Here is a 20,438-nt window from a genome sequence, read left to right on the forward strand (position 1 = left end):
TTCAGATGCGTACACAAATCACGTTGCCGCCTTCGGCAACCTGCAGCACTTCCTGCACTTCCACCGGCAGGGCTATGGTGGCGCTGCCTTCAATGGCAGGCACGGCCACCACCACGGCGCGGAACTCCTGCCCCGCGTTGGCGGCCACCGCGTAAGGCACCACCGGCTCGCCGGAGCGCGAAGGACGCGGCGTGGCCACGGTGCGCTGGAGCGACGAGGTGCAGGTGCGCAGCGCGTGCTTGTGCGCCTGCAGGATAGGGCCGCCGTCGAAGATGTCGATATAGTCGTCGGCCTCGAAGCCTTCGGCCGTCAGCAGGCTGAAAGCCAGCTCGCCGGACGGGTGGATCTGGCCCATGACGGCCTGCGCGTCGCCCGGCAGCAGCGGCACATAGACCGGGTAGTGCGGCATGAGCTCGACGATGAGCGTGCGGTTGCGGGCGCCGCCTATGGTGCGTTCGGCGTCGAGGAAATCCATCTGGAAGAATTTGCGGCCCACGGCGTCCCAGAACGGCGACTCGCCGTTTGCGCCGGTGGCGCCGGCCAGGGGCACGAAGAAGCGGTCCGCAAAGCGCTGCGGCGCCATGGCGGCAAACAGCAGGCGCGCGCGCGACAGCAGCGCCGCTTCGGGGCGGTTCTGCACCGCTTCGTTGACGTAGAAACTGGACAGCTGCGAATACGCGGTCAGCTCGGAGCACAGCGTCAGGGCGTGCACGCTATGGCTGATGTTCAGGTCGCGCGAGACCTGCTGGATCACGTCGTTCCGGAAGGAGAAGTACGTGCCGTTGGAACCGGCCGACGCGAAAATGGCGGCGGTGCCCACGATGCCGTGGTCCGCCAGGGACTCCAGCACGAACAGGTAGGACTCCTCGCTGGGGATGTCCACGTGGGCGCTGAAGGATGCGATCGAAGCCTCGACCGCCTGCGCGATCTTGTCGCGCGTCTTGGGCAAGGTATGGACACCCGGCATGCTTACCGCAGCCAGCTTTTCCAGCGCTGCGATATCCGCAAGTTCTACCGGACGGACAACATACATGTGAACTCCTTTGTTTTTATACTTACGGGTGCTGCGGGCATGGCGGGTTGCGGCGTGCCGCCTAACCCGCCCTACGCGCCATAAAGCGGGCGTAGGGCGGGTTAGCGCAGCGTAACCCGCCGGTATTACGCAGCCAGGCTGTCCAGCGCTGCGCGCAGCAGGCGGCCGGCTTCGGCGATCTGCTCGTCGGTCACGACCAGCGCCGGTGCGAAACGCACCACATCGGTGCCGGCGATCAGCACCATCAGGCCTTGCGCTTCGGCTGCCTTCTGGATGTCCTTGGAGCGGCCTTTCCACGCGTCGGCCACCACCACGCCCAGCAGCAGGCCGCTGCCGCGCACCGTCGACAGGATGGCCGGGTAGTCCTTGGCCAGGCCTTCGAGCAGCGCCACCATCTTGGCCGACGCTTCGCGCACGCGCGCCAGGAAGGCCGGCTGGTTGATCACATTGACCACGGCCAGCGCCACGGTGGCGGCCAGCGGGTTGCCGCCGTAGGTGGTGCCGTGCGAGCCGACGCCCAGCGAAGCGGCCAGCTCGTTGGTGGTCAGCATGGCCGCCACCGGGTAACCGTTGCCCAGCGCCTTGGCCGAGGTCAGGATGTCCGGGGTGATGCCGTAGCCCTGGTAGGCGAACAGGTGGCCGGTGCGGCCCATGCCCGACTGTACTTCATCGAAGATCAGCACGGCGCCGGTCTTGTCGCACAGGTCGCGCAGCTCTTGCAGGAAGGCTTTGTCGCCCGGCAGCACGCCGCCTTCGCCCTGGATCGGTTCCACGATCACGGCGCAGACGTCGTCGCCGATGGCGGCGCGCGCCGCAGCGATGTCGTTGTATTCAATGTGGTCGATGGCCGGCGGCAGCGGCTCGAAGCCTTCGGTGTACTTGGACTGGCCGCCTACGGACACGGTGAACAGCGTGCGGCCGTGGAAGGAGCTGAAGCACGAGATGATGCGCGACTTGTGCGCGCCGAACTTGGCGTGCGCGTGCTTGCGGGCCAGCTTCAGGGCCGCTTCGTTGGCTTCGGCGCCGGAGTTGCAGAAGAAGGCGCGGTCGGCGAAGGTGGCTTCGGTCAGGGCCAGGCCCAGGCGCAGCACCGGCTCGTTGGTGTAGCCGTTACCCAGGTGCCACAGGGTGTTGGCCTGCCGGGTCAGCGCTTCGACGATGACAGGGTTGCAATGGCCCAGCGCCGTCACGGCGATGCCGGAGGTGAAGTCCAGGTAATGCTTGCCGTTCTGGTCCCACAGGTCCAGGCCCGATGCGCGTACCGGCACCATCGCGGCTGGCGCGTAGGTTGGAACCAGTACTTCGTCAAAAGTCTGCCGGGTGACAGGGCGAGTGGTTACAGTCGAATCAAGCTTTGCGTTCATGGCATTCCCTATCAATGTATAGAGGTACGGCCGCAACCAGGCGGCTACGGGTGGTACGACATTATAAAAAGCGGGATGCTAAAACTCTTTTGCGGATGCGACAAGGATTTTCATAATTCAGAAGGTATGCAGGATGCCCGCTTGCGCGCCCCGGATGTCCCCGCCGGGCAGCGGCGAGCGTACCTGGGCCGCCGGCGCCACCACGGCGGCGCCCAGCAGCGCGAAGCTGCTGCGGCCCTGGTCCTGGCGCAGCTGCGCCAGCGCGCCGTACAGCGTGGTGCGGGACGACAGCCAGTAGCGATATAGCAAGCCCAGCTGCCGGGCGTCGCCGTGGCCAGGTAATTTCCTGGAATCAACCTTGTCATGCAGGCCGGCCCAGCCGAAGCCGAGCGCGGCCTGGGGGCTGAAGCGGTACTGGGCCGACAATTGCAGCAGGCGCGTGCTTTGCGTGCCGTCGGCGCGGCTTTCGCGGCCCGCCGACGCGTACAGCGTCCAGCCCCGGCTGGCCCCGGCGCCGGCCAGCGCATAGGAGCCGCCCGCGCTGGCGCGGCGGGCCACCGTGCCCGAGGCCGCCGTGCGCACCGTCTGCCAGTTGGCGCCCAGGTACAGGCCCTGCCCCTCGTACTCGGCGGCCAGGTGGAGGTTGCGGTTGGCGGCGGCCTCGTCCAGCGGCGCGGCCCCGCCGGTGGCGCCGCGCGCCAGCAGCGCCTGCAGGCGCACGCCGCCCATGCTGGGCGAAAACAGGCCGACCGCATTGTCCGCGCGCGGCGGCGCGCCGAACAGATTGTTCCAGCCGGACGCGTAGGTGCCGCTGGTGAAAGCGTCAAACTTGCCGTTCATATAAAACTGCGGGGTGTTCTGCCGTCCCAGGCGCAGCTCGCCCCACGGCCCGGACAGCCCGGCCCAGGCCTGCCGGTTGAACAGGCGGTTGCCGTCGGCCTGGCTGCCGTCGTCGCTGTTCAGGCCGGCCTCCAGCAGGAAATTGGCGGCCAGTCCGCCGCCCAGGTCTTCCCGCCCCCGCAGGCCGATGCGGCTGGCCAGCAGGCCGCTGGCGTCGGCCCGGTTGGCGGCGGCCAGGCCGTCGGCCCGCACCTGCGCCACATAGGTGTCCGCCACGCCGAACACGGTGACGGCCTGCTGGGCGCAGGCCAGGCTGGGCATGCATGAAAGCAATAACAGATACCGCATTGTGCACTCCCGGATACGATTCTGCGACGGGCCTTGTTTCCGTCCTGCATACTCGGCTATGCTGTCCAGACGGCGTCTGCCCAAGGTTACTCCAATGCGAACTGGTCGAACACATTTTGCTGGCTGGCTATACGGCTTGTGGCTGCTGGCAGTTGCCAGTGTGCTACACGCCGCGCCTGCGCACGCGCAGCTGGTCGCGCTGACGCCCGAGGAACAGGCCTGGATGCAAGCCCATCCACAGCTGACGCTGGCGCTGGACCAGTACAACGCCCCGCTCAACTTCCGCCGCGAAGACGGCGGCGCAAGCTCCTTCGCCGGCGCCTCCATCGAATACGCGCAGCTGGTGGCGCGCAACACCGGCCTGAAGTTCCAGTTCGCCGGCTCCACCTGGGACGAGGCGCTGCGCAAAGGCATGGCGCACGAGGTGGACGGCGTGCTGTGCGCGCGCGAACGGCCCGAACGCAAGACCCGGCTCAATTTCTCCACGCCCTATTTGGAACTGCCCATCGCGCTGGCCACCCGGCCCGACCACCCGGCCGCGCGCACCCTGTCCGCCTTCGCCGGGCAGCGCATCGCCGTGGTGAGGAACACGGTGCGGGTGCCTGTGCTGCGCGAACGCTGCCCGGCCTGCAAGCTGGTGGAGGTGGCGGACGTGCAGGAAGGCGCGGCGCGCGTGCTCAAGGGCGAGGCCGACGGCCTGTTCGACGACCTGCCCGTGATCCAGCGCATGCTGGGCAGCGCCGGCCAGCTCAAGATCAGCCTGCTGTACTACTACTCGGAAGCGGCCACGGTGCGCTTCGCCCTGCGCAACGACGCGCCCGAACTGCTGTCCATCGTTAACAAGGGGCTGGCCGCCATCACCCCGGCCGAGCACGAACTGATACGCTCGCGCTGGCTGGCAGCGGCCGACGGCGTGCACGTGCAGCGCGAGCTGCCGCTCACACCGGCCCAGCGCGACTGGCTGGCCGCCCATCCGGTGCTGCGCGTGGCCATGGACGGCGGCCGCGCCCCCATCGAATGGCGCGGCGAGGACGGCAAGCAACGCGGCATCTCGCTCGATTTCCTGCACCGCATGGAGGAAATGCTGGGCGTGCGCTTCGAGCTGGTGCCCAGCAAGAGCGTGGCCGAGCAGCTGGCCAGGCTGCAGAACAAGGAAGTGGACATCGTCTCGGCCATCACCCAGGCGCCCGAGCGGCGCGCCTACCTGAACGTGACGCAGCCCTTCATGACCACGCCCATCGTGATCTTCAACCGGGTCGGCACGCCGCCGCCGGGCGGACTGGGCGGGCTGACCGGCAAGCCGGTGGGCGTGTCGGCCCGCACCAGCGTGGCGGGCCTGCTGCGGCATGACTGGCCCGGCATCCAGGCTGTGCCCACGGACAATTTCCAGCAGGCCGCAGACCTGCTGCGCAGCGGCAAGATCGAAGCCTTTGTCGGCCCGCTGATCACCGGCACCCACCAGCTGGTGGAACAAGGCGCGAGCGACATCCGCGTGGCCGGCGAAACGGATTACCAGTACCACATCGGCTACGGCGTGCGGGCCGACTGGCCGGAGCTGCTGCCGATACTGGACCTGGCGCTCGACGCCATTCCACGCACCGAGCGCGACGCCATCCGCCAGAAATGGGCCACGGTGCAATACGCGCACGAGATCGACTACCGCCCGCTGGGCGCGCTGCTGGTGGCGGTGCTGGTGGCGGTGGTGTTCATCGTGCAGCTGCGCGTGATGGTCAAACGCCGCACCGCCGAGCTGCAGCAGGAAGTGTCGATGCGGCGCGCGCGCGAGGACGAGATCCAGCTGCTGAACGCGGCGCTGGAACTGCGCGTGGAGCAGCGCACCATGCAGCTGAGCCGCGCCAACGACGAACTGCGCCTGGCCGCCGAGCAGCTGGTGCAGACCGAGAAAGTGGCCTCACTGGGACGGCTGGTGGCCGGCATGGCGCACGAACTGAACACGCCGCTGGGCAGCACCTTGACCGCCGCCACCTCGCTGCACGACCTGGTGCGCGAGTTCGGCGGCGCCCTGGCCAGCGGCGGGCTGCGCCGCTCGCAGGCCGACCAGTTTGTGCAGCAGTGCCAGCAGGCCTGCGGCATTATCGAGCGCAACGCCTACCGCGCCTCGGCGCTGATCGACAACTTCAAGGAAATCGCGGTGGACCAGGCCAGCGTGCGGCGGCGCCGCTTCGGCCTGGCGCACATCGTGCGCGAAGTGGTGGCCACCCACCACAACGCCTGGAAGGGCACGCCGCACCGCATCGTGGTCGAGATCGCCGCCGATATCGAGCTGGACAGCTTCCCCGGGCCGCTGGCACAAGTACTGTCCAACCTGCTGGAGAACACGCTGGTGCACGGCTTCGCAAACCATCCGGGCGGCACCGTGCGGATTACGGCCACGCCGGCCGGCGAGCGCGTGCAGCTCAGCTATATGGACGACGGCGCCGGCATTCCGGCCGAGCACCGCAACAAGGTGTACGACCCCTTCTTCACCACCCGCATGGGCCAGGGGGGCTCGGGACTGGGGCTGTACATTGTGCAGACGCTGGTGTCGGGCGTGCTGGGCGGCGCCATCGCGCTGCACAGCGAGGACGGCAAGGGCACGCGCTTCGAGCTGACCCTGCCGCTGGTGGCGCCGGAACCCACCGCAGGCACGGCCAGCGCCACGCATGGCATCGTGGCGCTGCCCGCGACGGCATCGGCGGGTTACGGCTCCGCCTAACCCGCCCTCCGCTATAACGACGTCCCATCGCATGAAAACCGTAGGGCGGGTTAGCCGCAACGCGGCGTAACCCGCCGGTTCAGCCGTTGAGCTTGCGCTGCCGCTCCTCGCGCGGAGTGTTGCCGAACAGGGTGCCGAAGGCGGTGGAGAAATGCGAGCCGGACGAGAAGCCGCACATCAGCCCCACCTGCACGATGGACGAATTGGTTTCCAGCAGCAGCTGGCGCGCGCGCTGCAGCCGCAGCTCCAGGTAGTAGCGCGAGGGCAAGCTGCCCAGGTATTGCTTGAACAGCCGCTCCAGCTGCCTGCGCGACAGGCCCACCAGGTTGGCGATGTCGTCGGTGGACAGCGGCTCCTCGATATTGGCCTCCATCAGCGTCACCGCCTCCGACAGCTTGGGCTGCAAGGCGCCGAAGCGCGCCTGCAAGGCCACCCGCTGGCGCTCCTCGTGGCTGCGCACGCGGTCTATGCACAGCGCCTCCTTCACCTCGGCCTGCACATTGGCGCCGTACAGCGCGTCGATCAAGGTCAGCGCGAAGTCGGCGCTGGCCGAGCCGCCGCAGCAGCTCAGGTGCGGCCCGTCGATCTCGAACAGGTGCGGGGTCAGGATGGCGCGCTCGGTGATGCCCTCGGTGTCCGCATACAAGGCCCACGGCAGCGCAATGCGCACGCCGCCCATCATGCCCGCCTCGGCCAGCCACAGCACGCCCGCGCCCACTCCGCCCCAGTAGGGCGCGCTGCGCAGGCGCTCGGCCACCAGGCGCAGCTGCGCCGGCGGGGACTCGGCCTGCTGCTCGTCGGCCACCAGCAGCGCCACGTGCCAGCCGCCCGGCGGCGCCTCGGCCACCTGCTGCGGACTGCGGATATCAAGCTCGAACCGCACGCCCACGCTGCGCGCGGCCAGGCGCAACGGCTGGACCAGGCCGGCCCAGGTGAGCGTGTCCGCCTCGCCGGCAAGGACCAGCAGCATGCGCAGCGGCTGCTCCCGGGACAGGCGGGACAAATTGGAAAACGGCATCGGCGGATCTAAGCTGGGTGGTTGATTACTCGGGCGCCAGCGCGGTCGGTGGCCGGGCAACGCTCCATTGGCTCACTATCATACCGGAGATCAACAATATCGCGCCGAGCAGGCCCGTCCACGCCAGCGTTTCGCCCAGCCACAGATAGCCGAAAATGGCCGCGCAGCCCGGCTCGAAGGCGTAGATCACGGCCGCCTCGTTGGCCGAGCTGTGGCTCTGGCCCCAGGTTTGCAGCGAAATAATCAGGGCCGTGGCCACCACGCCCAGGTAAATCAGGTTCCAGCGGTACAGCTTCAGGCCCTGCCAGATGTATTCCCAATAGTCGCCCATGTCCTGCGGCGCCGCCACCGGGCCGCGCGGCACTTCGCGGAAGGCAATCCACAGCGCAGCGCACACGGCCACGGTGAGGATTTGCGCGGCGGTCAGGCTCATCAGACGCTCGGTCTTGCGGGTGAACACCTCCATCAGCTTGATGTAGCAGCCGAAGCACAGCGCGGCCAGCAGCGCCAGCGTGTCGCCCTTGCCCCAGACGAAGGCGCCGTCCCAGCACAGCGCGAACAGGCCCACCAGCGCCAGCACCAGGGCGGCCACGATGCGGCGTTCCGGCAGCTTGCCCAGGAACACGCCCAGCAGCGGCGGCACCAGCACGTTCAGGCCGCAGACGAAGGCGTTGCGGTTGGACGTGGTCAGCGCCAGGCCCTCCACCTGGAACAGATAGCAGAAGAACAGCACCAGGCCGCTGGCCAGGCCGTAGCGGCAGTCCGCCCATTTGGCGCGCAACAGGAAGGGCGACAGGATCAGGCTGGCCATGGCAAAGCGCGACACCACGATCCAGTTGGTGGACAGGTAGTCGGTCATGTCCTTCATGGCGGGGAAGGTCGTGCCCCAGACCAGGGTGACGAGCAGCAGGGCGGCGATGCCCCGGAGGTGGTTAGGCAGGGACGGCATGTCGGTTTGGTAATATTGGCTAGCCGCGTAGTGTACCGCGATTGCCGCCGCGCAGCAGGCGCTATAATCATGGTCTATGGGTGAACGATATTTGAAAAGCATCCGGCTGCTGGCCGAGTGCATGCAGGGCTTTGAACGCCTGTCCGGCGAGCACGTGCGCGAGTGCGGGCTGACCCATGCGCAATTCGATATCATCGCCACGCTGGGCAACACCGAAGGCATGTCCTACAAAGAACTCGGCGACAAAACCCTGATCACCAAAGGCACCATGACGGGCGTGATCGAGCGCCTGGAACAGAAAGGCCTGGTGGAACGCCAGCGCAGCCTGGACGACAAGCGCTCGTGGTTCATCCGTCTCACACCGCAAGGAGAGCAGGTGTTCCGCGACGTGTTTCCCAAGGTCATAAGCCGTGGCGGCGACGTGTTCGCCAACTACAGCGACGACGATTTCGCCGCCCTTGAAAAAGTCCTGTCCGGCCTCAAACAGGTCATATCGGCCGGCGGCGCCTGAGATCCGGCCCTGCGCCCAACGCGCCCATCCCCCCAACAACCAAGGAACGACATTGAAAACCTCTCTGCTCGAAGGCAAAAAGCCTGCGAAATTCGACAAGCACATCATCGGCAACCTGTTGCTCAACGTGGACACGCCCGATGAAGTGCGCAAGGAAAAGCTGCTGATCGGCGTGCGCAATGAAGAAGGCGAAATCTACCGCCTGATCGGCGCCACCAAGCACAACAGCTTCATGAACGCCATCGAGGAGCTGTTCGACCTCGGCCTGGTGGACGAACTGCAAGACAGCGAAGGCACCAGCGAAGGATGCGACGCCATCTTCAGCGAAGCCGACTAAAATAGAGAGGGAGCGCGCTGCGGCGCACTCCCTTTCCCGGCAGAACGTGTCGCAAATAAATTCCACAAGGCAATAATTTGCGTATAATTTCCTGATGGACAGACTGGACGCCTTCAAGCATATCGCTGCTCAAGCGAGCCGGGGGGACCTTGCGTTCCCGACCAATGTGAACGCATCGATCCGGCTGCAGGAGGCGCTCAGCGATCCCAACTGCCATGTCGAGGCGGCGGCCAAGCTGATACAGGCCGACCCATTGCTGGCGGCCCGCACCGTGGCAATCGCCAATTCGGTCGCTTACAACCGTTCAGGTACCGAAATTTCCAGCGTGCGCTCGGCCGTCCAGCGACTCGGCGTGCGGACCTTGCAGTCGCTGGTGGCCGCGCTCATCGTGCGCCAGCTCGGCAGCAAGATCGTCGATCCGGCCCTGCAGGCCATGTCGGCCCAGCTGTGGGAGCATACCGCCCACGTGGCGGCCCTGGCCCAGGTGATTGCACGCCGCGTGACCCATGTTGATCCCGATACGGCGCTGTTTACCGGCATTATCCACGAGGTTGGCGCGTTTTACATGCTGGCGCAGGCCGACGCCTACCCCGGCATCATGCAGGGCGAGCCGGAGGACTGGGTGGAGCATGGCGAGGTGGAAATCGGGCGCGGCGTGCTGCGCAAGCTGGTGGTGCCCGAGGCCGTGATGCAGTCCGTGGAGGCCATGTGGGACGGCCTGCGCGCGCTGCCGCCGGAAAACCTGGGCGACACCCTGCTGCTGGCCAACGACCTGGCGCCGGTGCCCTCCCCCATGCACCAGCGCCCCGGCGCCACCACCCCGGCCGCCGCCCGCACCCTCGATTTCGCCGTGGGCGACGGCACGCTGGATACTATCCTGCGTGAATCGGCCAGCGACGTGCAATCCCTGTTCGCGGTGCTGATGCTGTAGGTTCGGGGCAGTTTAGCGCTGTTTGCGCTATAGTTGTAGCAACATTAACTACAACTCAAGCTTCCCATGTTCTCGCCGCCCACCGTAGACAGCATCAACTCCCTCCTCCCGTCCGAACCGCTGCTGATGATGGGCGCCGGTCCGGTGCCGATTCCGCACAGCGTGGCGCAGGCCAATTCCATCGTCATCAACCACCTCGGCGGCACGATGGCGAAGATCATCCACCAGATGAAGGAAATGGCGCGCTATGTGTTCCAGACCGAGTCGCGCTGGATACTGGGCGTGGCCGGCCCCGGCTCGGCGGCGATGGAGATGAGCGTGTGCAACCTGGTCTTCCCCGGCACCCGCGTACTGAGCGTGTGCAACGGCTACTTCGGCCGCCGCTTCGCCGAGATGGCCACCCGCGTGGGCGGCCAGGTGGAATGCCTGAACGTGCCGGACGGCGAGGCAGCCCAGGTGGCGGCCGTGCGCGAGCACCTCGAGCGCTTCCGTCCCGAAGTGCTGACCATCGCCCAGGGCGAAACCTCGTCCACCGTGTTCAACATCCACCTGCCGCAGATTACCCGGCTGGCGCGCGAGTACGGCTGCTACGTGATCGTGGACGCGGTCTGCACGCTGAGCACCATGCCGTGCGAGATGGACAACTGGAAGATAGACGCGGTGGTGACCGGCGGCCAGAAGGGCCTGTCGTCGATACCCGGCGTGTCGCTGATCGCGTTTTCGGAGCGCGCCTGGGAGCGCATCAACGCGCGCCCGGTGCAGCCGCCGCACTGGTGCCTGGACGCCAAACTGGCGGAGCAGTTCTGGCACAACGCGTCCTACCACTACACGGCGCCGGTATCCGGCATCCTGGCGCTGCACGAGGCGCTGCACCTGATCTGCCAGGAGACGCTGGAGCAGCGCTTCGCGCGCCACCTGCGCTGCTCGCTGGGCCTGCAGCGCGGCGTGGAGGCGATGGGGCTGCGGCTGTACGGCCAGCCGGAGTCGCGCCTGAATTCGGTGGTGGGCATCGTGGTGCCGGAGGGGATCAACCGCGCCGAGATCTGCGAGCAGATTTCGCTGAAATACCGGGTGGAGATTTCCGGCTCCTTCGGCCTGAACATCGTGCGCATCGGCCAGATGGGCGAGCAGTGCCGCGCCCATCACTTGTTCCGCACGCTGCACGCGCTGGGTTCGACCATGAAGGACCTGGGCGCGGACGTGGACGTGGCGGCCGGCGTGGCCGCGCTGGAGCGCCAGTTGCAGGGCGCGTTGTAAGGTCCGCTTAGCTGCGGCTTGCGCCGCTGCCCCAGGCGGTTTCGCCGTAGCGGAATTTCGGCCGCAGCTCGCGGGCGAACTGCTGCAGCTCCAGCGTGAAGCCGCCCAGCGACAACTCGCCGTTCATGTAGCGGCCGACCAGCGAAGGCAGGTCCAGGCCGTCGCGGTAGTCAATCTCCTTGGTGTCGATAAAGCCGCCGCGCCGCAGGTCCGCTTCCAGCGCTTCGGCGCGCTGGGCGTCCGCCTCGGCGTGCTGGCGCGCGGCCAGCGCGCGTTCGTAGTCGCGCCGGCTGCAGGCCAGCTTGTCCTGCAGGTTCACCACTTCCAGCACCAGCTTGTCGTCCTCCGGGCTGGGCGTGGCGCGTGCCTGCGCGATCAGCTCCGCGATCGGCAGCGACTTCAGGCTGGCGGCCTGCAGTTCCTGCGCGCGCAGGTAGCGCGGGTCGCGCCGCGCAGCGTAGTCGGCCAGGCTGGCGCGCACGCGGCGCAGGCGTTCATCCGCTTGCGCGACAGCCGCCTCCAGCGGCGCCACGGCTTGCGCGATGCGTTCGGCGATGGTGGGCGGCGGCGGCGCGAAGGACAGCCGGTCCAGCTCCGCGCGCGCCTCGGCCAGGGCCTGCGCGCTGCGCTCGGCGCGCAGCGGCAAGGCTTCCTGCATGGCGAGCAGGATGTTCTCGTTGCGGCGGTTGTTCGCGAAATTGCACAGGCCCGCAATCCACTCGTCTTTCGCAGGATCGCCGTCCTCGCTGCGGTAGGACGGCGTGCCGTAGCCTGCGGCCTTCAGGTAGGCGTACAGTTCGTCGCTGCTGTAGCGCGCCAGCTTGGCGCTGATCTCGGCTTCCAGCTCGGCGTTCATGGCCAGCTGCGCCTCGTGCGCCGATTCGGCGCGCTGGTAGGCCTCACGCGCGGCCTGCAAAATCTGCGCAGCGTCCATCTGCGCGCCGGGGCGCAGCGCGGCCTCGCGGATCTCCGCGCCGCGCTGGCGGATGGCCGCCACGTGGTTGGCGATGTCGCTGCTCACCGTTTGCAGCTCGGCGCGCAGGGCCTGTTCCTCGTCGGCCCGGAAGGCCAGCTCGCGCTCCGCTTCGGCGGCGATGCTGTCGTTCTCGGCCAGGTGCAGTCCGGCCACCTGGCGCAGCAAGCCGCCTATCTTCTGCTCCAGCGCCAGTTCGTCGCGGCCCGCCTCGGCGGCGCGCGCGTCGCAGCTTTCCAGCTTGCCCTTATAGATGCGGGTGTTTTCGCCGATGGCGGCGGTGAATTCCGTTGCAAGCATATTATTTCACGAGCCCCGACAGCCAACGGCGCCAGCCCGACGGGCGGCCCTGGCCGGCGCGCCGGGCGGCGATGTATTGCAGCGCCTTTTCACGCTCGCCGGCATCGCCGGGACCGGGCTCGAATTCCAGGCGCTGTGCGAAGTAGGCGCGCACGCCCTCGGCAATCAGCTCGTCGTCCACGGCAAGGCCGTTGGCGGCGTAATACTCGCGGATGCGCGCGCCCACTTCCTCGCGCCGCCGGGGCAGGTCGAGGTGCTCGTCCACCACCATCTGCTTGTGGCGCAGCTCGTCGATGATGGCCATCGCGCCGAGCTGCTCGGACAACGCTCCCGCCACGATCGCCACCCTTACGCGGCGCCTTTGTTCAGCAGGGCGATGAAGCGCTGCTTGCTGTCCTCGGTGGCCGCTTCGATTTCCTTCGAGGTGCGGGTCGATTCTTCGCGCAGCTCCTGGATCAGCTTCAGGCTGCTGCCCTGGAATTCGACGATGGCGGTGGCCAGCGCACCCACCGAGCTGGCTTTCAGCGTGGAGCCGTAGCCCGCGCGCAGGCCGGCTTCCAGCTGCTGTCCGCCGGCCTTGGCCAGCGTCTCCAGGCCCTGGTTGATGCCGTCGGTCATGGCGTCCATGGTGGCGGTGGTTTCGGCCAGGCCGGCCATGGAGGTGAACGACGCGGCCAGGCCGGTGAACACCACTTCATTGGTGGCGAAGAAGGTCACGGCGCGCTGGTAGATGCGCTCCTTGATGGTGTGGGTCTGCTGCAGGCGGGCGAACACCAGTTCGGCCGTGTTGTACGAGGTCTTCAGGTCGTCGGCGATGTCCTTCACGATCTGGTAGGACTTGTCCTCGTCCTGCACGGCGCGCAGCGCTTCGTCGCGCACCAGTTCCAGGCGGGCGCGCTCGACGGCGTCGGCCACGTTCTCGGTGGCCTTGTTGGCCACGTCCAGCGCCAGCTTGCGCTCTTCCAGCGCCTTGGTGGCCACTTCCAGCACCTGCTGCGCTTCCACTTCGGACGCTTTCAGCGCCATGCGGAAGTCGCGGTAGGCTTCCAGGATGGCGCTCTCGCGCTGGATCTGTTCGTTGGCCGACTTGGCCACGTCCAGATAGGTGGCGCGGATGTCGTTGAAGCGGTCCGGAATCGAGCCGCGCCGCATTTTCATCCAGCCCATCTGGATGCGTTCCTGGAAGTCCAGCTTGCCGTCCGCCATCCAGCCGGCCATCTTCTCGGCGTCCTCGCGGATGGAGTTGAAGCCGGTGGTGATGTCGGCGTAGCGGGTGGAGATGTCCATGCCCTGGATCTGCTCGCGCACGGCGGCATTGAAGGTGGACGAGTACTGCAGCGTGGTGGCGATGGACGTGATTTTCACCGCGTCATATTTCGACACTTTTTCCAGCAGCGGAATGACGGGCGCATCCTCGCGGTTGCCCAGGTTGACGCCTATGGTGCGCAGCGCATTGACGGCGCGGTCGAGGTAGCTGATTTGGTTCATTCGAGACTCGCAAGTGATGGGTTTGCTATAAAGAAAGTAGCCTGCTACGCATCTTATAACAAAAACATCCTTGCGAAAATCTCAGCCCGCGGGAATGGCATTCCTGGGCGGCGGCGGAGGAGGAAGCCGGGGCGGGGCCGGCGTCCTGGCCGCCAGCCGCTGGCGCGACTTGCGCGCCGTTTCGCATAGCAGGCACATGGCGTCAGGCCTCCGCGGTTTGCCGCCACGCGGGCAGCTGCTGCATGCGGCCGAACCAGGCCGTCAGATTGGCATAGCCGTCCAGCGGCAGCGCGGCACGCTCGGTGTACATGAGCGGCGCGGCCAGCGCCAGGTCGGCCAGGGTCAGGCTGTCGCCCACCACCCACTGGCGGCCCGCCAGGTGCTTGTCCAGCACGGTGGCGTAGTCGGCCAGGTCGCTCTCGCCGCGCTCTTCCTCGCGCGCATCCGGTCCCTGGCCGGTGACGATGCCCTTCCACACCCGCTCCCAGGTCAGCACGCCGATGGCGGGCGCGAAATGCTGGCAGGCCCAGAACAGCCAGCGGTTGATGTCGGCGCGCACACGCATGTCCTGCGGGTAGACGGTCTGGCCCGGCGTCTTGTCGGCCAGGTATTGCATGATGGCGCAGGACTCCCACAGCACGAAGCCGTCGTCCTCCAGTACCGGGATCTTGCTGTTGGGATTGAGTTCGCCCAGGCGGCGGCGGTCTTCCGCGCTCATCAGGTTCACTTCGACGAATTCCACATCCGCGTTCAGATGGGCTGCCACCATGGCGACGCGGCGGGCGTTGGACGAGATCGGGTGGTGGTAAATGCGCATTGCTGTCTCCGTAAGTGATGTGCGATAAAGCTATCTTAGGAGACGGCTGCGACAGTTTCTGTCAGTAGCCTTTGATAAGTTTGTTAAATTTCCTTGTTAAAAAAATGCCCGCCGGTAAGGGCGGGCGAAGTCCAAAACTAGGGATGTCCTGAAAGAGACAGTTCCACTATATTCCCCCGCGCCGCCCGCCTCTGTGCGTTGTTTAACGTAGTGCCTAGCTCTCCTCGCTGATGCCGTTTTCCGCGCGCCAGGTCTTGAGCAGCGCATGCCGCGCCGTGGGATAGCGCTCGGCGATGGTCTCGGCGGACCGGATGCGGTCCATGCGGAAATGGCGCAGCGCGCCGCGCATTTCGCAGAAGGCGGCCAGCAGGCGCTTGCCCTCGAAATAGGCCAGCGCGAACGGCCACACCACGCGCTCGGAGGCGCGGCCCTGTTCGTCGCTGTAGCAGATGCGCAGCTTGTGCTGGCGCCGTATGGCCCGGCGCGCCGGCGGGATATGCGGGTCGTCGTGATCGTTGAAACCTATCGGCACCCACAGGCTGGTCTCGGCCATGTCGTCGCGCAAGTCTTTGGGGGTGGCGGTGGCGATCTTGGCCAGCGCGCTGGCGGCGGCCTTCGCCAGCTCGGCGTCGCCCTGGCGCTTGACCCAGCGCGCGCCCAGCACCAGCGCTTCCAGCTCGTCGGCGCCGAACATCAGCGGCGGCAGGAAGAAGCCGGCCCGCAGCAGGTAGCCCACGCCGGCCTCGCCTTCCAGCGGCGCGCCCAGCTCGGCCAGGGTCTGCATGTCGCGGTAGATGGTGCGCTCGGACACGCCCAGCTGCTCGGCCAGCGCGGCCGCCGTGACGGGGCGGCGGCTGCCGCGCATGGCGTCCATCAGCTGGAATAATCGTCCGGTACGGCTCATGTGCTTCCTCGTGTATAAAAAATGCCGCCAGGCTTGCGCGTGGCGGCATTCTCGGGGACCGGTGGCTTACACCACGGCGCCGTCGGTTTCGTCTTTCTCTTTGACCGGCTTGATCAGGTCTTCGCGCTTCACGCCCAGCCACATGGCCACGGCCGCAGCCACGAACACGGACGAGTAAATGCCGAAGCAGATACCGATGGTCAGCGCCACCGCGAAGTAGTGCAGCGTCGGGCCGCCGAACAGCAGCATGGACAGCACCATCATCTGCGTGCAGCCGTGGGTGATGATGGTACGCGAGATGGTGGAGGTGATCGCGTTGTCGATCACTTCATGCACCGAAGCCTTGCGCTGCTTGCGGAAGTTTTCGCGGATACGGTCGAAAATAACCACCGACTCGTTGACCGAGTAGCCCAGCACCGCCAGCACCGCCGCCAGCACCGTCAGCGAGAATTCCCAGCCGAAGTAGGCGAAGAAGCCCAGGATGATGACCACGTCGTGCAAGTTCGCGATAATCGCCGCCACCGCGTACTTCCACTCGAAGCGCACGGCCAGGTAGATCATCACGCCGATGATCACCATCACCAGCGCGTTCAGGCCGTTCTGGGCCAGCTCGTCGCCCACCTGCGGGCCGACGAACTCCACCTTGTTCAGCTGCACGGTCTCGGCGCCGGCCGCGTCCACGCAGGCGTTCTTGGCGATTTGCTCGCCCTTGGCGGAGACCAGCTCCATGCGCTTGACGCTGCCGCCGTCGGCCTTGCACAGCGCGTCGAACACTTTCTGCGAGGCGTTGGCCGAGTCCTTGCCCGCCGCCGCGTGGGCGATAGGCAGTTTCAGCATCACGTCGCGCGCGGTGCCGAAGCTGGTCACTTCAGGATGCTCGTAGCCCAGGCCCTGCACGGTGGCGCGCACGCCTTCCAGGTTGGCCGCGTGCGGGTATTTCACCTCCATCACGGTGCCGCCCTTGAACTCGATCGACAGGTTCAGGCCCTTGTGCAGCAGGAAGAAGACAGCCGCCACGAAGGTCAGCGCCGACACCACGTTGAAGATCAACGCGTGGCGCATGAACGGGATGTCTTTTCTAATGCGGAAAAATTCCATGTTGTTCTACCTTCTGTACGGTTATTTCGACTGGCCTGGAACCCAGACCGTGCCGATGGCGATGGACTGCAGCTTTTTCTTGCGGCCGTACCACAGGTTAACGACGCCGCGCGACACGAAGACGGCGGAGAACATCGAGGTCAGAATGCCCAGGCAGTGCACCACGGCGAAGCCGCGCACGGCGCCCGAACCGAACACCAGCAGCGCCAGGCCGACGATCAGCGTGGTGACGTTGGAGTCCAGGATGGTGGCGAAGGCGCGGTCGAAGCCGGCCGCAATGGCCGCCTGCGGCGAGTTGCCGGCGCGCAGTTCCTCGCGGATGCGCTCGTTGATCAGCACGTTGGCGTCAATCGCCATGCCCAGCGCCAGCGCGATAGCGGCGATGCCCGGCAGGGTCAGCGTGGCCTGCATGGTCGACAGCAGCGCGATCAGCAGCAGCAGGTTGACGCCCAGCGCCAGCACACTGAAGAAGCCGAACATCATGTAGTAGATGATCATGAACACGGCGATGGCGGCAAAGCCGTACACCATGGACAGCTGGCCCTTCTTGATGTTCTCGGCGCCCAGAGCGGGACCGACGGTGCGTTCCTCGATCACGGTCATCGGGGCGTACAGCGCGCCGGAGCGCAGCAGCAGCGCCAGCTCGGCCGAGTTCTCGGCATTGCCCATGCCGGTGATGTTGAAGCTGCTACCCAGTTCGCTCTGGATGGTGGCCACCGACAGCACTTCCGGCTTGCCCTTCTGTTCGTACAGCACGATGGCCATTTTCTTGCCCACGCGTTCGCGGGTGGCTTCGCGCATCTTGCGGCCGCCGTCGCCGTTCAGGTCGATCGACACGGCAGGCTGCTGGTTCTGGTCGAAGCTGGCGGTGGCGCGCGAGATGTAGTCGCCGGTCAGCACGATGTCCTTCAGCAGGACCACAGGCACGCCTTTGCCGACGGTGAACAGCTCGGAGTTGAACGGCACGGCCGCCTGCAGCTCGGTGCCGGGGGTGACGGTTTCGTCGACCATGCGCACTTCCAGGGTGGCGGTGCGGCCGATAATGGCCTTGGCGCGCGCCACGTCCTGCACGCCGGGCAGCTGGACCACGATGCGGTCCGGGCCTTGCTGCTGGATCACCGGCTCGGACACGCCCAGTTCATTGACGCGCTTGGACAGCGTGGCGATGTTCTGGCGTACGCCGTTGTCCATGGCTTCCTTCAGCGCGGCCGGCTTCAGGCTCAGCGTGAGCAGCAGGTCGGCGCCGTCGGCGCTATCGGCCATGGTCAGGTCGGGCTGCTGGTCGGCGATGACGGTGCGGGCGGCGCTGCGGGTGGCGGCGTCGCGGAACTTCACCTCGACGGTGTTGCCCTTGCGCTCGATGCCGGCGTGGCGCACGCTCTTGTCGCGCAGCTGGCTGCGCACGGCGGTCTGGATGCCCTGCACGCGCTTGTCCAGCGCGGCCTGCACGTCCACCTGCATCAGGAAGTGCACGCCGCCGCGCAAGTCCAGGCCCAGGTACATCGGCAGCGCGCGGATGCTCTGCATCCAGCGCGGCGTGTTGGCCGTGAGGTTGTTGGTGACGATGTAGGCCGGGTCTTCCGCATCCGGATTGAGGGCGCGTTCCAGCGCCAGCTTGGCCTTGAATTGGGTGTCGGTGTCGGCAAAGCGCACGCGCACCGAGCTGTGGGTGCCGGTGCCGTCCAGGGTCACGGCCTCATGGGCCAGTTTCTCCTGCTTGAGCAGGCTGTCCACGCGGCCGCTCAGCTCGCTGCTGACCTTGACGGTGGACTTGCCGCTGGTGACCTGCAGCGCCGGCGACTCGCCGAAATAGTTGGGCGCCGTATACAGTGCGCCCAGCAGCACGGTAATGGCGATGACGATGTACTTCCAGACAGGATAGCGATTCATATATTCTGCGTTCCAGAGAGACTGAAACGGGCCGCGTATGCTGGATAGGCGGCCCGGTGTGGTTTACAGCGCTTTCAGCGTGCCCTTAGGCAGCAGCGTGGTGACCGATGGCTTTTGCACCACGATCTCGGTGCCGGCGGCCACTTCCAGGGTCACGTAGACATCGGTCACTTTGGAGACCTTGCCCAGGATGCCGCCGGCGGTGACGACTTCGTCGCCCTTGGCCAGCGCGTCCATCATCGCCTTCTGTTCCTTGGCGCGTTTTTGCTGAGGACGGATCATCAGGAAGTACATGACCACGAACATCAGGACCAGCGGCAGGAAGCTGGTGAGATTGCCACCCAGGCCGAGCATGTCGGTAGGGGCTTGAGCGTAGGCATTGGAAATGAACACAGGGACTCCAGTAATATATTAGTTTGAAAAAATAGCGCTGTATTCTAGCACTGGCCGGTCCTGGCTAGACGTTTGGGCTATGTTGGGCCTATAAATGTTTTTACAAGTTTGCAGCTTCCGCGCCACGTCACACGCCACGGGCGCGGTCGGCGTGGAATTGCGCCACCCAGGCCGGGAAGCGGTCCTCGTCCAGCGCCTCGCGCATCTGGCGCATGATGTCGAGGTAGTAATGCAGGTTGTGGATGGTGTTCAGGCGCGCGCCCAGGATCTCCTGCGAGCGGTGCAGATGGTGCAGATAGGCGCGCGAGAAGTTGCGGCAGGCGTAGCAGGAGCAGGTTTCGTCCAGCGGCTGCGTGTCTTCTTTATAACGCGCGTTCTTGATCTTGATGTCGCCGAAGCGGGTGAAGATCCAGCCGTTGCGCGCATTCCGGGTCGGCATCACGCAGTCGAACATGTCGATGCCGTTCGAGACGCCTGCCACCAGGTCTTCCGGCGTGCCCACGCCCATCAGGTAGTGCGGCTTGTTGGCCGGCAGGCGCGGGCCGACGTGGGCCAGCACGCGCATCATGTCTTCCTTGGGCTCGCCCACTGACAGGCCGCCGATGGCCAGGCCGGGGAAGTCGATCTCTTCCAGCTTGGCCAGCGACTCGTCGCGCAGGTTCTCGAACATGCCGCCCTGGACGATGCCGAACAGCGCGTTCGGGTTCTCGCCGCGCTTGAACTCGTCCATGGAGCGCTGCGCCCAGCGCAGCGACATGCGCATGGACTTGGCCGCCTCGTCCACCGTGGCCGGACGGCCGTCGATTTCATACGGCGTGCATTCGTCGAACTGCATCACGATGTCCGAGTTCAGCACGCGCTGGATCTGCATCGAGATTTCCGGCGACAGGAACAGCTTGTCGCCGTTGATGGGCGAATTGAAGTGCACGCCCTCTTCCGTGATCTTGCGCATATCGCCCAGCGAGAACACCTGGAAGCCGCCCGAGTCGGTCAGGATGGGCTTGTCCCAGCCCATGAAGCCGTGCAAGCCGCCGAACTTGGACATCACGTCGTTGCCGGGGCGCAGCCACAGGTGGAAGGTATTGCCCAGGATGATCTGGGCGCCGATTTCCTTCAGCTCCAGCGGCGACATGGCTTTCACCGAGCCGTAGGTGCCGACCGGCATGAAAATCGGGGTCTGCACCTCGCCGTGGTTCAGTTTCACGGTGCCGCGGCGGGCCTTGGTCAAGCCGGTGGTGTCGGTCTTGATGAGTTTAAATTCCAGCATAGTA

General features: G+C 66.3%; 19 protein-coding genes. 5 read left to right on the forward strand and 14 right to left on the reverse strand.

The annotated features are described in order from the left end of the window. Window position 1: 1 nt before the first annotated feature. From KT882_RS30140 to KT882_RS30150, 3 genes are all read right to left on the reverse strand, one after another. Complete coding sequence (locus KT882_RS30140; RefSeq protein WP_161071062.1) at window positions 2–1,033, reverse strand: arginine N-succinyltransferase; 1,032 nt, start codon at window positions 1,031–1,033, stop codon at window positions 2–4. A gap of 125 nt (window positions 1,034–1,158) precedes the next feature. Next, entirely contained in the window at window positions 1,159–2,397 is a 1,239-nt protein-coding gene (locus KT882_RS30145) for an acetylornithine/succinyldiaminopimelate transaminase (RefSeq protein ID WP_161071063.1), read from the reverse strand. 117 nt (window positions 2,398–2,514) lie between these two features. After that, window positions 2,515–3,585: a porin gene (locus KT882_RS30150; RefSeq protein WP_228894035.1), complete on the reverse strand. Its 1,071-nt coding sequence runs from the start codon at window positions 3,583–3,585 to the stop codon at window positions 2,515–2,517. 136 nt (window positions 3,586–3,721) lie between these two features. Here KT882_RS30150 and KT882_RS30155 point away from each other — a divergent pair, with 136 nt between their 5' ends. Beyond that, on the forward strand, window positions 3,722–6,301 hold the full coding sequence (locus tag KT882_RS30155) for a transporter substrate-binding domain-containing protein (protein ID WP_228894036.1): 2,580 nt from the start codon (window positions 3,722–3,724) through the stop codon (window positions 6,299–6,301). Window positions 6,302–6,380: 79 nt separating this feature from the next. On the opposite strand, the gene KT882_RS30160 is transcribed toward KT882_RS30155, so the two are convergent. Both KT882_RS30160 and KT882_RS30165 read right to left on the reverse strand, forming a co-directional pair. After that, window positions 6,381–7,319, reverse strand: coding sequence for a GlxA family transcriptional regulator (locus KT882_RS30160; RefSeq protein ID WP_228894037.1), 939 nt, complete (start codon window positions 7,317–7,319; stop codon window positions 6,381–6,383). Between the two features lie 25 nt (window positions 7,320–7,344). Continuing rightward, a complete protein-coding gene (locus tag KT882_RS30165; RefSeq protein WP_161071067.1) occupies window positions 7,345–8,268 on the reverse strand; it encodes a DMT family transporter in 924 nt (307 codons plus the stop codon). A gap of 76 nt (window positions 8,269–8,344) precedes the next feature. Between KT882_RS30165 and KT882_RS30170 the strand changes: the two genes are divergently transcribed. The 4 genes from KT882_RS30170 to KT882_RS30185 all read left to right on the forward strand — a co-directional run bounded on the left by KT882_RS30170 (window position 8,345) and on the right by KT882_RS30185 (window position 11,304). Next, the gene (locus KT882_RS30170; protein WP_161071068.1) at window positions 8,345–8,779 is read left to right on the forward strand and encodes a MarR family winged helix-turn-helix transcriptional regulator; all 435 of its coding nucleotides are present in this window, start codon (window positions 8,345–8,347) and stop codon (window positions 8,777–8,779) included. A 52-nt stretch (window positions 8,780–8,831) separates the two neighbouring features. After that, a complete protein-coding gene (locus KT882_RS30175; RefSeq protein WP_161071069.1) occupies window positions 8,832–9,116 on the forward strand; it encodes a hypothetical protein in 285 nt (94 codons plus the stop codon). A gap of 94 nt (window positions 9,117–9,210) precedes the next feature. Next, window positions 9,211–10,047, forward strand: coding sequence for an HDOD domain-containing protein (locus tag KT882_RS30180; RefSeq protein WP_161071070.1), 837 nt, complete (start codon window positions 9,211–9,213; stop codon window positions 10,045–10,047). Window positions 10,048–10,113: 66 nt separating this feature from the next. After that, complete coding sequence (locus KT882_RS30185) at window positions 10,114–11,304, forward strand: pyridoxal-phosphate-dependent aminotransferase family protein (protein ID WP_161071071.1); 1,191 nt, start codon at window positions 10,114–10,116, stop codon at window positions 11,302–11,304. A gap of 7 nt (window positions 11,305–11,311) precedes the next feature. On the opposite strand, the gene KT882_RS30190 is transcribed toward KT882_RS30185, so the two are convergent. The 9 genes from KT882_RS30190 to tgt form a co-directional block, all read right to left on the reverse strand. Continuing rightward, entirely contained in the window at window positions 11,312–12,577 is a 1,266-nt protein-coding gene (locus KT882_RS30190; RefSeq protein WP_228894038.1) for a coiled-coil domain-containing protein, read from the reverse strand. 1 nt (window position 12,578) lies between these two features. Next, entirely contained in the window at window positions 12,579–12,902 is a 324-nt protein-coding gene (locus KT882_RS30195; protein ID WP_161071073.1) for a DUF6384 family protein, read from the reverse strand. Window positions 12,903–12,925: 23 nt separating this feature from the next. After that, complete coding sequence (locus tag KT882_RS30200) at window positions 12,926–14,065, reverse strand: merozoite surface protein 3b (RefSeq protein WP_161071074.1); 1,140 nt, start codon at window positions 14,063–14,065, stop codon at window positions 12,926–12,928. A gap of 202 nt (window positions 14,066–14,267) precedes the next feature. Then, complete coding sequence (locus KT882_RS30205) at window positions 14,268–14,882, reverse strand: glutathione S-transferase family protein (RefSeq protein WP_161071075.1); 615 nt, start codon at window positions 14,880–14,882, stop codon at window positions 14,268–14,270. A gap of 214 nt (window positions 14,883–15,096) precedes the next feature. Beyond that, a complete protein-coding gene (locus KT882_RS30210; protein WP_187358605.1) occupies window positions 15,097–15,786 on the reverse strand; it encodes a helix-turn-helix transcriptional regulator in 690 nt (229 codons plus the stop codon). Between the two features lie 66 nt (window positions 15,787–15,852). Then, entirely contained in the window at window positions 15,853–16,884 is a 1,032-nt protein-coding gene (gene secF, locus KT882_RS30215) for a protein translocase subunit SecF (RefSeq protein ID WP_161071076.1), read from the reverse strand. Between the two features lie 21 nt (window positions 16,885–16,905). After that, the gene (gene secD, locus KT882_RS30220) at window positions 16,906–18,774 is read right to left on the reverse strand and encodes a protein translocase subunit SecD (RefSeq protein WP_228894039.1); all 1,869 of its coding nucleotides are present in this window, start codon (window positions 18,772–18,774) and stop codon (window positions 16,906–16,908) included. A 63-nt stretch (window positions 18,775–18,837) separates the two neighbouring features. Then, window positions 18,838–19,167, reverse strand: coding sequence for a preprotein translocase subunit YajC (gene yajC, locus KT882_RS30225; protein WP_161071078.1), 330 nt, complete (start codon window positions 19,165–19,167; stop codon window positions 18,838–18,840). 127 nt (window positions 19,168–19,294) lie between these two features. Beyond that, window positions 19,295–20,434, reverse strand: coding sequence for a tRNA guanosine(34) transglycosylase Tgt (gene tgt, locus KT882_RS30230; RefSeq protein ID WP_228894040.1), 1,140 nt, complete (start codon window positions 20,432–20,434; stop codon window positions 19,295–19,297). Window positions 20,435–20,438 lie beyond the last annotated feature (4 nt).

Origin of the sequence: Pseudoduganella aquatica (assembly GCF_020865585.1) — a bacterium.
Taxonomy (GTDB): domain Bacteria; phylum Pseudomonadota; class Gammaproteobacteria; order Burkholderiales; family Burkholderiaceae_D; genus Rugamonas; species Rugamonas aquatica_A.

Bases quoted from the DNA above. Each gene is read 5' to 3' on its own strand.
- KT882_RS30160 (WP_228894037.1), bottom strand. From the start codon at position 7,319: ATGCCGTTTTCCAATTTGTCCCGCCTGTCCCGGGAGCAGCCGCTGCGC.
- KT882_RS30150 (WP_228894035.1), bottom strand. From the start codon at position 3,585: ATGCGGTATCTGTTATTGCTTTCATGCATGCCCAGCCTGGCCTGCGCC.
- KT882_RS30170 (WP_161071068.1), top strand. From the start codon at position 8,345: ATGGGTGAACGATATTTGAAAAGCATCCGGCTGCTGGCCGAGTGCATG.
- KT882_RS30140 (WP_161071062.1), bottom strand. From the start codon at position 1,033: ATGTATGTTGTCCGTCCGGTAGAACTTGCGGATATCGCAGCGCTGGAA.
- KT882_RS30205 (WP_161071075.1), bottom strand. From the start codon at position 14,882: ATGCGCATTTACCACCACCCGATCTCGTCCAACGCCCGCCGCGTCGCC.
- secD (WP_228894039.1), bottom strand. From the start codon at position 18,774: ATGAATCGCTATCCTGTCTGGAAGTACATCGTCATCGCCATTACCGTG.
- tgt (WP_228894040.1), bottom strand. From the start codon at position 20,434: ATGCTGGAATTTAAACTCATCAAGACCGACACCACCGGCTTGACCAAG.
- KT882_RS30200 (WP_161071074.1), bottom strand. From the start codon at position 14,065: ATGAACCAAATCAGCTACCTCGACCGCGCCGTCAATGCGCTGCGCACC.
- KT882_RS30210 (WP_187358605.1), bottom strand. From the start codon at position 15,786: ATGAGCCGTACCGGACGATTATTCCAGCTGATGGACGCCATGCGCGGC.
- KT882_RS30185 (WP_161071071.1), top strand. From the start codon at position 10,114: ATGTTCTCGCCGCCCACCGTAGACAGCATCAACTCCCTCCTCCCGTCC.
- KT882_RS30165 (WP_161071067.1), bottom strand. From the start codon at position 8,268: ATGCCGTCCCTGCCTAACCACCTCCGGGGCATCGCCGCCCTGCTGCTC.
- KT882_RS30145 (WP_161071063.1), bottom strand. From the start codon at position 2,397: ATGAACGCAAAGCTTGATTCGACTGTAACCACTCGCCCTGTCACCCGG.
- KT882_RS30190 (WP_228894038.1), bottom strand. From the start codon at position 12,577: ATGCTTGCAACGGAATTCACCGCCGCCATCGGCGAAAACACCCGCATC.
- KT882_RS30180 (WP_161071070.1), top strand. From the start codon at position 9,211: ATGGACAGACTGGACGCCTTCAAGCATATCGCTGCTCAAGCGAGCCGG.
- secF (WP_161071076.1), bottom strand. From the start codon at position 16,884: ATGGAATTTTTCCGCATTAGAAAAGACATCCCGTTCATGCGCCACGCG.